This window comes from Neobacillus niacini, from assembly GCF_036961885.1.
In the GTDB taxonomy this organism is placed as follows: Bacteria; Bacillota; Bacilli; order Bacillales; family Cytobacillaceae; genus Neobacillus; species Neobacillus niacini_H.
This window is the reverse complement of record NZ_JBALNQ010000036.1, coordinates 27,236-40,660: the sequence shown is the minus strand read 5'-3', so window position 1 is coordinate 40,660 and position 13,425 is coordinate 27,236. Positions and strand designations below refer to the sequence as shown.

Sequence of the window (13,425 nt, the reverse complement as noted above, 5' to 3'; positions counted from 1 at the left end):
GCAGCAATGATTGATATCCTAGCGAAAAATGGAGCAAAGGCGTTAACCGAGTTTCGCTGTTACAATCAGGAAATGGTGGACGAAATTGTCAAGCAGATGGCTTATACTGCGCTTGATAACCACAAAGATTTGGCAAAGCTAGCAGTTGAAGAAACAAGAAGAGGCGTATATGAAGATAAGGTATTTAAAAATATGTTTGCAACAGAGTTTATCTATAACAATATAAGAGATTTAAAGACTGTTGGAGTTATTAATGAAAATGAACATGAGGGAATGGTGGAGATGGCTGAGCCAGTGGGTGTCATAGCTGGTATTATTCCGATTACAAACCCAACCTCCACCGTCATATTTAAAGCCTTAATTTCATTAAAAACAAGAAATCCAATTATCTTTGCCTTTCCAAAATATGCGCAAAAATGCTGTGTTGAAACTGCAAGACTTCTCCGGGAGGCTGCAATGAAGGCAGGAGCACCAGAAAATTGTATTCAATGGATTGAAATTCCCTCACATGAAGCCTTTCAAACCTTAATGAAACATCCTAAGATATCACTCATCCTGGCTACCGGGGGACCTAATTTGGTGAAAGCAGCATATAGCTCTGGTAAACCTGCTCTGGGTGTTGGGGCAGGAAATGTTCCTTGTTATGTAGAGAAAAGTGCAAATATTAAACGGGCAGTAAATGACATCATTCTATCTAAAACATTTGACAATGGAATGATATGTGCCTCTGAACAAGCACTTATCATAGACAACGAAATTTATGATGAAGTAAAAAGGGAAATGATCGAAAATAATTGTTATTTCTTAAATAATGAAGAAAAACAGATGATTGAAAAGGCAGTGATAGACGAAAAAAGCGCTTCGCTAAATCCACTAATTGTTGGATTGCCCGCATTTATGATTGCTAAAATGGCAGGAATTAATGTTCCAGTAAATACAAAAATATTAATTGCAGAATTAACAGGGGTAGGCCCGAAACATCCACTTTCCTGTGAAAAGTTAAGCCCTATTCTTGCCTGTTATAAGGCTAATAGCTTAGCTGAAGGACTGCTATTCGCTGAAGAAACACTTGAATACGGTGGACTTGGTCACTCTGCTGCTATTCATACAACTGACCAAAATGTGATTGATTCCTTTGCCCTCCGAATGAAAGCAGGGAGAATTATGGTTAATACACCATCGACTCATGGAGCTATTGGTGATATTTATAATACATCTTTACCGTCACTAACAATTGGGTGCGGAACATATGGAGGGAACTCAGTGTCTCAAAATGTAGGAGTAGCAAACTTGATTAATATTAAGAAAGTTGCAAAAAGGAGAACCATGACACAATGGTTTAAGGTCCCGTCTCAAATATTTTTTGAAAGAAACTCAATCCAAGTGCTTGCTTCCATTCCTGGAATCTCAAGAGTTTTTATTGTTACAAGTGGAAGTCAAATGAAGAATGGCGCCATTGATAAAGTGCGTTATCAATTGGAAAAGAACCCCGGAAATATTAAATATGAAATTTTTCATGAAATTGAACCTGAGCCGGGCATAGAAACTGTTAACAACGGTGCTGAAAGAATGAGGAAATTTGGGCCAGACTGTCTGATTGCAATTGGTGGCGGATCAGTAATGGATGCTGCAAAAGCGATGTGGCTTTTCTATGAACATCCTGACGCAAATTTTAACAGTTTAAAGCAAAAATTCTTCGATCCTAGTAAGCGAGTGGTTAAATTTCCATCTCTACGCCAAAAGGCAATTTTTGTTGCTATTCCAACCACATCAGGAACAGGGTCAGAGGTGACTTCATTCTCGGTTATTTCTGATAAAAAGAGAAATATTAAATATCCACTAGCGGACTTTCAACTAACACCAGATTTGGCGATTGTTGACCCACAGTTTGTTATGACGGTTCCTAAGCATGTTACCGCAGATACGGGTATAGATGTTTTAACACATGCAATTGAGGCATATGTTTCAGTGCTGGCTAATGACTTTACAGATGGATTAGCATTGAAAGCAATCCAATTAGTATTTGAGTATTTACCAAGGGCTTATCGAGATGGAACGGATGAACTTGCCCGTGAAAAAATGCATAATGCCTCAACTATAGCAGGTATGGCCTTTGCTAATTCATTCTTAGGAATTAACCATAGCCTCGCCCATGCACTGGGCGCTGAGTTTAATATCGCACATGGCCGCGCTAACGCCATTTTGTTACCTCATGTAATTCGTTACAACGCAGCAAAGCCAAATAAATTTATGACATTTCCAAAATATGAACACTTTATTGCTGATCAACGTTATGCAGAGATTGCTAAGATGCTGGGACTGCCGGCAGAAACAACAGAAGAGGGAATAAAAAATTTAATTGATGCGGTAATTAAGTTGATTATGGAATTAGAATTGCCGCAAAGCATTGAAGAAGCTGGCATCAGCAAGATTGAGATTGAAGGTAAAATTAACATGTTAGCAGAACACGCCTTTGATGACCAAGATACAATTGCAAATCCAAAGCAGCCACTTGTCTCAGAGTTAGCGCAAATCTATCGTCAGGCATATAAAAGAGAGTTGTAATTTCGAAAGTTGTGTGAACAATAGATAAAATTTCGACAATAACCACTATACTTCTTTGCTAACTACTCACTAATCTGAATTAGTCTTTTGTAAATTATAGGAAATATAAGAAATATGTGGAAAAGTGTCGATTTGGACGCGTTTACAAAATCCTATTTTAAAACAATAATTTAAGTGGTTAAAACACTTCCAATTTTAATAAGGTGGAAAGTTAAAAAAACTGCTTAATTACATTGGAAGGCTATTGATAAGGAGGAGTTAGTATGGTCTATATGCAAAAACCCTGGTTGAAATTTTATGACCCGAGAATCAGTAATGATGTAACAGTAAATTACGAATCGTTATTCGATCTTTTGGAGCAGGCAGCAAAAATTCATGGAGAAAATCCAGCTCTAACTTTTTACGGAAAATCCTGGAGTTACAAAGAAACGAAAGTTATTTCAGAATGGTTAGCTGCCTCTTTGTACCGGATTGGTTTTAAAAAGGGAGATAGGATTGGGATTATGCTGCCGAACTGCCCTCATTATATCTTTAGCTTATTTGCAATATTCCGTTTAGGGGGAATTGCAGTTCAAGTAAATCCAATGTACGTTGAAAGAGAAATCGAATATGCCCTGAATGATTCTGAAGCAGAATATTTGGTTGTATTTGAATCCTTCTATTCAAAGGTAAAAGAAGTTCAGCCTAGAACCCCTTTAAAAAAATTGATTGTAGTTGGATTCGGTGGAAGTAGGATTAATCTAGCAGATGGAGATATTTATTTTGATGATTTTCTTACCCATGATAATGTGATACCTGAAATCCCCATTAACATTGAGGAAGATGTGGCTATTTTACAATATACAGGAGGAACAACAGGTGTTTCAAAAGGGGTAATGTTAACTCATCAAAATCTACTTGCAAATATTATTCAAGTTTGTGATTTTACTTATAATGCAGTTGACGAGAAACCTGAAAACTTCAAAATTATCAGTGTTCTTCCAATGTTTCACGTTTATGGACTGTCATGCAATGCACTTTCAGGAATCAGAATGGGAGGAAATCAATTTATTCTTCCGCGATTTGATGTGAATGAATTAGTCGAACTGATTAATAAGGAAAAACCATTCCAATTGACAGCCGTCCCAACCATGATATTTGCATTAAACAGCCATCCTAAATTGGAGGAAAGTGGGATAAAAAATATTTTCTATTTCAATTCAGGTGGAGCACCACTTCCGGTAGAGCAGGTAAAAGCATTTGAAAAACGGGCAGGTATAAGACTTGCAGATGGTTACGGTCTTTCAGAAACATCACCATCGGCGATAACAACGCCACCATTTCTTCCTCGTAAATTAGGGAGCGTAGGAATTCCTATCCCTGGGACTGAGGCAAGAATTGTTAGGGAAATCGAATTGGGTTATGTAGACGTTCCAGTAGGAGAAGCAGGTGAATTAATACTTCGCGGACCACAGGTCATGAAGGGGTATTGGAAGCGGCCTAGCGATACTCAAATAGTAATTAGAGATGGTTGGCTCTTTACAGGGGATATCGCCAAAATGGATGAAGAAGGTTATTTCTACATATTAGACCGTAAAAAGGACATGATTATTGCCAGCGGTTACAATATATATCCACGTGAAATTGAAGAAATTATTTATCAACATGAGGCCGTAGAAGAGGCAATTGTTGTTGGAAAACCTGACGCTTATCGTGGAGAAACTGTTAAGGCATTTGTGAAACTGAAAGTTGGTACAACAGTTAGCCCTGAGCAATTAATAGAATTTGCCAAGCACTATTTGGCTCCTTACAAAGTACCTAAAGAAATTGAGTTTTTATCTGAACTTCCAAAATCATCTGTTGGAAAACTATTAAGGAGAATGCTGCGTCAAGAAGAAAATGAAAAGGTTCGTTCATAAGCTCAGATTATCAAGCTGCTGCTCCAATAGACTTCGCGAAAACACATCAAGAATCCTTCTGAGAATATATCACTTGAATAACTACCATATAAAATAATTTTTTTAGCAGTGAAAATTTTACCTTATTTGTTGGAGGAGTTATGCAGATATCAAGCAAAAGTCCATGTGAATTTTATAAAAAATTAGAGGACGAGTTAAATAGAAAGCTATACTCCTTAACCAATTCTTTACCCTTTATCACAATGGCTGGAAAAGCCTTGGATCAACACTTAGACATGATAGCGGTAATTAGAAAGTTAACTGTACAATCGTTAGCATTAATGGATTACCCTTCTAGAGATGATGTGGCAGATATCGCTAAAAGGATAATCAGAATTGAGGAAAGACTTGACGGTTTAGATGAATGTCTTTATCTAACATTAGTAGAAGTCGAGGAATATCGGAACCAAATTGGTAAATTTATAAATGAAATCGGCGAATTAGATATTTAAAGGGGGAAGATTGTAATGGCTGAAAATAAAGACCAAAATATTATTAAGGAAGAATTACCAAAAACAACCAAAAGGAGACGGAATGCAGTGGAAAATCAAATTGCAGAAAATGAAGTCAAGGAAGAGGAAGTGCTTGAAACTGTGGCAGAGGAGCATATCCAAGTAGAGGAAGTAAAACAAACTGCAGCTGAAGTAAGTCAGGAAGAGGAAGGAATGCAAGAACAGACTTCAACCTTGGATATTTTGTGGAATCATGCGTTTCGTGAGTTAGACCAATGGGCAAAGCATGCAGATTTTCGTGATGATGTGTTTCTGAAAGAAGCAATGTATTTTGCTGAAAGTATCAAACGCAATCAGGAGAATATTAATTCTGTTAGAGAACAGTTCAATAAAGAATTTGCAAATTGGGAAAGGACAGCAAGAGAAGAATTTTTAATGTCCACTACAGCTCTGCAGCACCTTTTTCCAAGAATCTCTTATGAAGAAATGAACCAGCAGTTTGATCAGATCCAAAGCCGAACAGCTTCCATTCTCAATACTCCAATACAAATGATTACTAATATCCAATTAATGGATCAGTATCTAAATATGATAGACCAATATATTGCATTTAGGAAAAATGCGAGGGAGCAATATATTAAAACATTAAAACAAGCAGCCTCTCTTATCTATGAGAGTCAAAAAGGATTTTTTAGCCTTATTTCCGGACCAATTAAATCATTGATGTTCCCTTTAAATAAGTTCATGGAAAACGTAGAAGAAGTTACAAAATCATAAGAATGAGGATGATGAAGGATGACAAATGAAAAGATGTATGACCCGTTTGAAGGCTTTAAACAAATAACGGAAATGTTGGAAAAACAAATTAATGGACTATTATTTATGGCAACAGATAACAATGAATTTGTCCGTTTAGCCAATACGGGCTTAGGTGTTCACTCGCGGTACATGGAGCTATTAAGAAAGAATCAAGAGCTATTGGCTGGCTTCATGAACATTCCAACAAAAAATGATGTCGCTAATGTTGCGAATCTATCGATTCAGGCTGAAGGAAAAATCGATATTTTAGAAGAACAGATTTGGAAATTGCAAGACAATCTTGGGGTATTAAATAAAGATAATCTAGAATTATTTCAAGAGATAATTAAGATGATTAAACAAATGCGATCAGAGTTTCAAAAAACGGTCCTAGAAATATCCGAATTAAAAACTATCAAGGAGGACCTTCATGAATTGCGAAAGGGCCTTGTCGATATAAAAATTATTCAAGTAAACCTTCGCGACCTAAAGAACGAACTAAATGAAATAAAAGAAGCACAAAACGAACTAGTTGAAATGTATAGTGTGAGCGAAATGAAAACCATTCACCCCGATATACAAGAAGTTAAACTTGGACTAAATCAATTAACAGAAATAAAGAATGAAATAGCAGAGTTGAAGGGGCTTGTTGTAAAAGAAAGCCCAAAAGGAAAAGCTAAAGAAAAAGAATTAGTTACCATAAAGTAAACGAGTGGGGGGATAATGTTGAATACCCAAGGAAGTATTAATGAATTCATTCCACTCTTTGACTTTGAGAAAGAAACAAAAAGATGGCAGCAGGTTTACAAAATAGTAAATGAACCTAAACCTGATATTATTCCGACACGAAGAGAGGCTGTCTGGAAAAAAAACAAATCCACTTTATGGTATCATCCGGCGAAAGAAAAAAAATACAAAATACCTTTGTTCTTTGTTTATTCACTCTTAAATAAATCGTATATTCTCGATATTGGCGAAGGCAGCAGCGTGATTGGCGGGTTAACACAATTAGGCTATGATGTTTATCTTCTTGATTGGGGTTCACCTGGTTATGAAGATAGCAATCTTTCTATTGATAACTATGTAATAGATTATTTAGCTGTGGCAGTGAAACGGGCAATACGCCACTCAGGAATTCAGGAAATATCACTAGTGGGTTACTGTTTAGGCGGAACACTTGCAGCGATTCTTGCATCAATTACCGACCTGCCGATTAAGAATCTAGTACTCTCAACGATTCCAATTGATTTTAGTATAGGAATCGTTCCTAATAAATGGCTGGAGGCCCTTCAAAATGGTCACTTAAATTTTGATCGCTTTGCGGATGTATATGGTGTAATTCCAGCAGATATTATGTATGCAATGTTTAGAGGACTTTCTCCTATCTATATTAGTCCAATGGTAAACCTGGTAACACGTGCATATGATGAGGACTATGTTGAAAAATGGCGGCGGATGGATAAGTGGACAAAAGATGCAACCCCCTTTTCAGGTACAGCCTTCAAGCAGCTAATTAATGATTTTTACAAAGAAAATAAGCTGATAAAGGGGGAGTTAATGATTGGCGATAAGAGAGTTGACCTTAGTAATATAAATTGCCCTCTCTTTGTCCTATCCACTTCAAGGGATACACTTGTGTTAGAGCCACAAAGTCTTCCAATAATGGATTTAGTATCAAGTAAAGATAAAACCTACCAAGTCGTAGAAGCTGGTCACGTTTCTTTAGCCCTGACTGGAATGTTTTCCATAATTGCAGATAAATGGCTTTCTTCAAGATCAGAAGAAATTCAACCTGTATTCACGTAATTTCTAAGACATAAATAGTTCAATGGGAAGGACCCCCATCCTTCCCATTGAAAAATATTAAGCAGCAGCCTTGTGCCGGTTTAAGAACTTTCGCAGTAGAAGATTAAATCGATCTGTTGCTTCTAACTTAGCTAAGTGACCTGAGTTCCTCATAATAATAAATTCTGAATGCTGTATCAATTTATGCATACAATATTGAATCCAAACAGGTAAAACGGAGTCATATTGACATCCAATGATCAAAGTTGGAACTTTTATCGTTGGTAATAGTGAAATATTGTTTACTTGGAAACAAGCTTTAAGAGATTTTAAAAAGATGTTTCGCTTGGGCTGAAAATATCGTTTGAAATGCACTATATTTTTCTCCGACCAAGAATAAAGGCTCATATGAGCAGCTTTTTCTTTGAGGGCGTCATCCGTTGAAGCGACCCCCAACCTAACTTTCTTTAAATTATACAGCGGTTTTCTGAGTTTTTTAGGGAAAAAGTGGAATGTACTGATCAACATGAGAGAGCGAACTAGGTGGGGAGCTTGACGATAAATTTCCTGAGCTACAGCACCGCCCATTGACAAACCTAAAATGTGAGCGTTTTCAATTTCTAATTCGTCTAATAAACAAATTATATCTGCTGCAAAGTTGGGAATAGATATTCCTTCCGTTTTCGTACATTCACCATGCCCTCGTAAATCAGGAATAATTAATTCGTATTGATCAGCTAATTCAAATTGTGACTGCCAGCCTTCCTTCACTTCACCTAAACCATGGATTAGAACTAATGGATCGCCATCGCCAAAATGTAAATAGGGCATCCCCAGCATACTAACTTTCGATATTTCCATATGACACCACCTCAAAATTTTATTAATTGTATTACCAAGTTATTAAAATTGTATACGTGATGTTACACCATATAATAACATGTATTTGCAGAGTTGACAAAATATTACTCATAGGTGTAAAATACATATAGGTGAGGTGATATAAAAATGGTAAATCAAGACAATCCATCTGTCAATCCATCAAAAAATTTTGTTCTGCCATTTATTCTACTGCTTCTTAGCAGGATGTCTCTTCACGGATATGAGCTAAGTCAGAAATTACAAACATTTGGTTTTAAAACGATTGATCAAGGTAATCTCTACAGACTGTTAAGACAGCTGGAAAAGGAAGAACTAGTATCATCAGAATGGGATACAAATGGAAGTGGTCCTGCAAAAAGGAGATATTCCATTACTAAAGCAGGTATTACATACTTAAAAGGCTATGCCAATCAACTAGAGTCGTACCAATCGATGCTAGACCAATTCTTCAAAATGTATTCAAGTTTCCTTGAGCTCTATATTCCTTCATTTCAAAAGAGGGATCCGATAGAGAAAGAAAACAGTAAAAAGAGGAGGAAGGACGATGGCACAGAAAAAGAGTGAAGCTGTTGAAGAAAAGATGATTCCTACAGCTGAAGAGCCTAAGAATGAAGGTTTATTTGTCGATACACTTTGGAATCAGTATGAGCAATCGCTTGAGCGGGCTAGAAAATTGCGTGATAACCGTGAAGATGCATATATGAATGCATTAAGGGAAGTCATCAAGTTTAACAAACAATATAGAAAATCACTGGGTAATCTCTTTGAGCAAACTAAAAAGACAAACCAGGAAGTTTTTTCTGGATTAATGCAACAAATCAATGCACGCAGGGAAGAAATGATGAAAGAAGAAGTGCAAGAAGAAGCAGAAATAGTGAATGAACGGGAAGAACTTAAACATCAACTTAAAGAAGTCGGCCAGCAATTAGAAAACTTAGCGCTTACGCCAATTAAATCTGTTTTTCAAATTATTGATCAGTTAGAAGATAACTTTGAAAAGAGCACAGAAGCCAACATCGCTTATAGTAGAGAACGCCGAAATGCATGGCAGCTTGTTACAAATGAGTATGTAAAAATGGCTAGAAGTGTCCACGGTGAAATTGTAGATCGTGGAAAAAACAGTGTTAAAGAGCTTTTAAAATCTAAGTAAAATGAGTAAGACAGACCAATCAATACTTCTGATTGGTCTGTTTTTTTATATTTCGGTTTTTTTCAGACTGAAACATAAAATTAATATTACTATTATTGAATTGACAAGAATTCATGCTATACTTCTAATTGCATTGGAATAGTATAAAAATGGGTATTTTGTATGAATCTTGATAATTTAATACAGTTAGTAATTTAGTGAGTTACATAATTAATCAGCATTGCATGATAAAGCAAAGTTAAGATGAAGGAAAGCAGGGGAAAAGTTTTGAAAAAGAAGATTATGGCGATTTGTACAATAATCACATTCGGAAGTCCAACTGTATTACTTCATGTAGAAGCAGAAGAAGATAAAAGCCAGCAAGTAATTGACGAACAACGATCAAAAATTCAATTAGGAATTTTGAGAGGAAATTTAGAACTTAATCAAGTAAAAGATGAAATTGAACAAATCAATTCACAAATAGGCAGGGTCGAGCAAGCGATAATTGATAATAATTATATAATCCTTGAAACAGAGGATAAAATAAATGTTTCTCAAGTAGAGATACAAGAAATGGAAAAAGAGATTGCTGTACTAAATGAAAAACTATTAAAGCGAAATGAAATTTTAAAAAAACGCGCTTTGACATTTCAAGAAATAGGTGGAAAGGTTAATTACCTTGATGTCTTACTCGGATCCTCAAGTTTTGAGGACTTTGTAGATCGCGTTGGAGCCGTAGCGTCGCTTATCGAAGCAGATCAAGATCTTGTCAAACAACATGAAGCTGATAAACAAGATGTTAAAACAAAACAAGCAGTAGTAATGGAAAAAATAGTAGAGCTTCAGAATATGAAAGTAGAATTAGAAGGAATGCAGGCACAAATTTTAGAGCAAAAACAACAAAATGAATTATTACGTTTGGAATTACAGGAAAGAGAACAAGGAAAATTAGCTGAACAAACTAGTTTAATGCAACAGGATTCTGTTCTGGCTAATATGATTGATTTGAATAGCATTGACCCAAACACAATCATGAATTCTTCCTTATTGATTTCTAACAAGACTGTTGGAAATCTTATTACCAAAGGACTTCGCTATATAGGGAATTCTGTATATGTATTTGGCGGAGGTCGAAATGAATTCGATATTGCTAATGGAAGATTTGACTGTTCTGCTTTTGTTAGTTGGGCATTTGCTCAGGTCGATATTAAAATTGGTACCAGTACCGAGGTTTTGAAAAATACAGGAACAGCTGTCAGTGTGGAAGAAATGATGCCAGGAGATATTGTATTTTTTGATACCTATAAGAAAGATGGACATGTTGGTATTTATCTGGGTTCTGGGATGTTCTTAGGTTCACAAAGTTCTACTGGTGTTGCCATTGCAAATATGACAGATGGATATTGGTTGGAAAAATTTAACGGTCGTGTAAATCGAATAATTTCTGAATAAAATGAGGAACGAGACTATTTAATCTCGCTCCCTTCTTTGTTTAGTCCTTGCTAAAACGAATGAAAATTGAGTACAATTAAAAGGTTATTTCATATCAACAGAAGAATGAGTTAGGAGTAGTACTAAACATGGATTTATTATTGGTTATTAAAGCAATAATTTTAGGATTAGTAGAGGGGCTAACAGAATTCGCTCCAGTATCCTCAACGGGTCATATGATCATTGTCGATGATATGTGGCTTCAATCAGAAAAGTTTTTAGGTAAGTATGGAGCAAACACCTTTAAAGTTGTTATTCAGCTGGGTTCAATCTTAGCTGTTGTCGTGACATTCAAAGACAGATTCATTGATCTTTTAGGAATGGGTCGAATTAAGAATATGCATTCTGAACAAGCCGGTGGTCGATTAAAACTAACTCAAGTAATTGTTGGATTAATTCCAGCAGGTGTCTTTGGTGTTCTAGTAGAAGATTATATTGATGAGCACTTATTCTCGACTGGAACGGTTTTAATTGGATTAGTAATTGGTGCAATTTTCATGATTATTGCTGATCGCTTTGGACCTAAAAATCCGAAAGTCCAAAGTGTTGACCAAATTACTTATAAACAAGCACTTACAATTGGATTAATCCAATGTTTCTCCTTGTGGCCAGGCTTTTCTCGTTCGGGCTCAACCATTTCAGGAGGAGTGCTAATCGGACTGAGTCACCGTGCTGCAGCTGATTTTACTTTTATTATGGCAGTTCCGATAATGGCTGGTGCAAGCTTTCTATCATTATTAAAAAACTGGCAGTATATGACATTGGATGCACTTCCATTTTTTATTGCAGGATTTGTTAGTGCCTTTATTTTTGCATTAATTTCAATTCGCTTTTTCTTAAAGCTGATAGATAAGATTAAACTCGTTCCGTTTGCCATTTATCGAATTGTTTTAGCATTAATTATTTATCTTGTCTATTTTTATTAATATCTTTAAACCAACAACCTAGGTTGTTGGTTTTTTGTTGGATAAAAACGGATGTAGTTTGGAAAGATAAGGTAAATACAATTATGAGGTAACGATAAAATGGTTACGTTGTCATATTTTTTACTTTTAATATTTCTATCAATACTGTTAGCGTTATTCGATATAAAACTATTCGAATTAACCTTTTTCGAAGCCATCGTAAAGATATATTATTCTGAAATCGCTGTTGGAAGATATTTTTCTTTTGCAGGAGCCTTTTTGGGATTGATTTGGAGTGTAGTTGTCGATGTCCGTATCTATCGCTCTAATAAGAAAGACATAAAAGTAAGTGGGTTTAATGATGAAAGTTAACAAGGAGAATATCTCTTTAAGTCAGCTGCTAACGTTATTAATCAATTTTTTATTAGGAAGTGCGATTGTTGTTGGAATTGGCAGTAATGCAAAAAATGATGCATGGTTGGCGATTGCTCTAGGTGGATTGATAGGGATTGGGATCATATCTGCTTACCATTTTTTCATCCTGAGATTCCCTGATAAGAATATTTTCCAAGTATTTGAATTTTGTATAGGACGAAAAGTAACCATTGTCATTACCTTCATTTATATTGTTTATTTCCTTTACATATCAGCTCGGGTTACCCGAGACTTTGGAGAACTGATGGTCACTGCTATTTTACCAAATACTCCAATAGAAGTAATGTCAATCTCTTTATGTCTTTTAATGGGGTACATTTTATATTTAGGGATAGAGGTTCTAGCCAGAACATCGGAAATATTTACTCCATATCTCTTTGTTTTTTTCATTTTGTTAACCATCTTTCTTTTCGCAAGTGGGAGTACAGAAGTCAATCAAATTCAACCTATACTTGGTGAAGGAATTATGCCTGTAATCAAAACCGCATTTTTAGATTTGTCCTTATTCCCCTTTGGAGAAGTGATAGCATTTAGTGTAATTTATGCGAGTTTAACAAATAAAAAATATAGTCTTAGGGTTTCCATTATTGGTGTGGGGGTTGCTACGATCCTTCTTGTCGTGTCCTCTTTTCTAATGATTGTGACTCTTGGAGTTGACTCAGTCCAGCGCTCAAATTTCCCTCTTTTAAGTACAGCAAGAGCAGTGTCCATTGGGGAATTTTTAGAGAGAATTGACGCAATCGTAGTTTTTATTATCATGTTAGGAGTTTTTATCAAAGGTTCCCTTTTCATGTATGCTGGTTTAAAAGGGTTGGAATTTATTTTTAAACTTTCGTATCGTTATTTTGCACTTCCAGTTTCAATGATTATATCGTTATTTTCTGTTTTAGTTTCAGTCGATTTTGCTGACCATATCCAAGAGGGTATAAAAGTGGTTCCTTACTATCTTCACCTTCCGTTACAACATATTGTCCCATTTATATTATTTCTACTGGTCCTTTGGAGACAGCAGAAAGGCAAGTCGGAAAATTAAAGGAGAATGG

The 13,425-nt window shown here is 35.8% G+C and carries 13 protein-coding genes; 12 read left to right on the top strand and 1 reads right to left on the bottom strand.

Going from position 1 to position 13,425, the window contains the following annotated elements:
* The first annotated feature begins 6 nt into the window (after window positions 1–6).
* The 6 genes from adhE to V7124_RS16050 all read left to right on the top strand — a co-directional run bounded on the left by adhE (window position 7) and on the right by V7124_RS16050 (window position 7,558).
* Window positions 7–2,565, top strand: coding sequence for a bifunctional acetaldehyde-CoA/alcohol dehydrogenase (gene adhE, locus V7124_RS16075; RefSeq protein ID WP_420490553.1), 2,559 nt, complete (start codon window positions 7–9; stop codon window positions 2,563–2,565).
* A 263-nt stretch (window positions 2,566–2,828) separates the two neighbouring features.
* Window positions 2,829–4,463, top strand: coding sequence for a long-chain-fatty-acid--CoA ligase (locus V7124_RS16070; RefSeq protein ID WP_335490866.1), 1,635 nt, complete (start codon window positions 2,829–2,831; stop codon window positions 4,461–4,463).
* 140 nt (window positions 4,464–4,603) lie between these two features.
* Entirely contained in the window at window positions 4,604–4,954 is a 351-nt protein-coding gene (locus V7124_RS16065) for a hypothetical protein (RefSeq protein WP_335410505.1), read from the top strand.
* A gap of 15 nt (window positions 4,955–4,969) precedes the next feature.
* Window positions 4,970–5,731 (top strand): hypothetical protein, encoded by a 762-nt coding sequence (locus V7124_RS16060; protein WP_335490862.1) that lies wholly within the window; start codon window positions 4,970–4,972, stop codon window positions 5,729–5,731.
* Between the two features lie 18 nt (window positions 5,732–5,749).
* Window positions 5,750–6,460, top strand: a complete 711-nt coding sequence (locus V7124_RS16055) for a polyhydroxyalkanoate biosynthesis repressor PhaR (protein ID WP_335490859.1) — start codon at window positions 5,750–5,752, stop codon at window positions 6,458–6,460.
* 18 nt (window positions 6,461–6,478) lie between these two features.
* The gene (locus tag V7124_RS16050) at window positions 6,479–7,558 is read left to right on the top strand and encodes an alpha/beta fold hydrolase (protein WP_335490857.1); all 1,080 of its coding nucleotides are present in this window, start codon (window positions 6,479–6,481) and stop codon (window positions 7,556–7,558) included.
* A gap of 57 nt (window positions 7,559–7,615) precedes the next feature.
* Here V7124_RS16050 and V7124_RS16045 read toward each other — a convergent pair whose 3' ends face one another.
* Window positions 7,616–8,398 (bottom strand): alpha/beta fold hydrolase, encoded by a 783-nt coding sequence (locus V7124_RS16045; protein WP_335490853.1) that lies wholly within the window; start codon window positions 8,396–8,398, stop codon window positions 7,616–7,618.
* Between the two features lie 147 nt (window positions 8,399–8,545).
* Between V7124_RS16045 and phaQ the strand changes: the two genes are divergently transcribed.
* The 6 genes from phaQ (at window position 8,546) to V7124_RS16015 (ending at window position 13,415) form a co-directional block, all read left to right on the top strand.
* Entirely contained in the window at window positions 8,546–8,983 is a 438-nt protein-coding gene (phaQ, locus tag V7124_RS16040; RefSeq protein ID WP_335410499.1) for a poly-beta-hydroxybutyrate-responsive repressor, read from the top strand.
* A complete protein-coding gene (locus V7124_RS16035; protein ID WP_335410497.1) occupies window positions 8,964–9,569 on the top strand; it encodes a hypothetical protein in 606 nt (201 codons plus the stop codon). Before phaQ ends, V7124_RS16035 begins: the two co-directional genes overlap by 20 nt.
* A gap of 267 nt (window positions 9,570–9,836) precedes the next feature.
* Window positions 9,837–11,003 (top strand): C40 family peptidase, encoded by a 1,167-nt coding sequence (locus V7124_RS16030; RefSeq protein ID WP_335490846.1) that lies wholly within the window; start codon window positions 9,837–9,839, stop codon window positions 11,001–11,003.
* Between the two features lie 128 nt (window positions 11,004–11,131).
* Window positions 11,132–11,968, top strand: coding sequence for an undecaprenyl-diphosphate phosphatase (locus V7124_RS16025; RefSeq protein WP_335490839.1), 837 nt, complete (start codon window positions 11,132–11,134; stop codon window positions 11,966–11,968).
* 99 nt (window positions 11,969–12,067) lie between these two features.
* The gene (locus tag V7124_RS16020; protein WP_335410491.1) at window positions 12,068–12,319 is read left to right on the top strand and encodes a hypothetical protein; all 252 of its coding nucleotides are present in this window, start codon (window positions 12,068–12,070) and stop codon (window positions 12,317–12,319) included.
* The gene (locus V7124_RS16015) at window positions 12,309–13,415 is read left to right on the top strand and encodes a GerAB/ArcD/ProY family transporter (protein ID WP_335490835.1); all 1,107 of its coding nucleotides are present in this window, start codon (window positions 12,309–12,311) and stop codon (window positions 13,413–13,415) included. The genes V7124_RS16020 and V7124_RS16015 overlap by 11 nt, the downstream gene beginning before the upstream one ends.
* Window positions 13,416–13,425 lie beyond the last annotated feature (10 nt).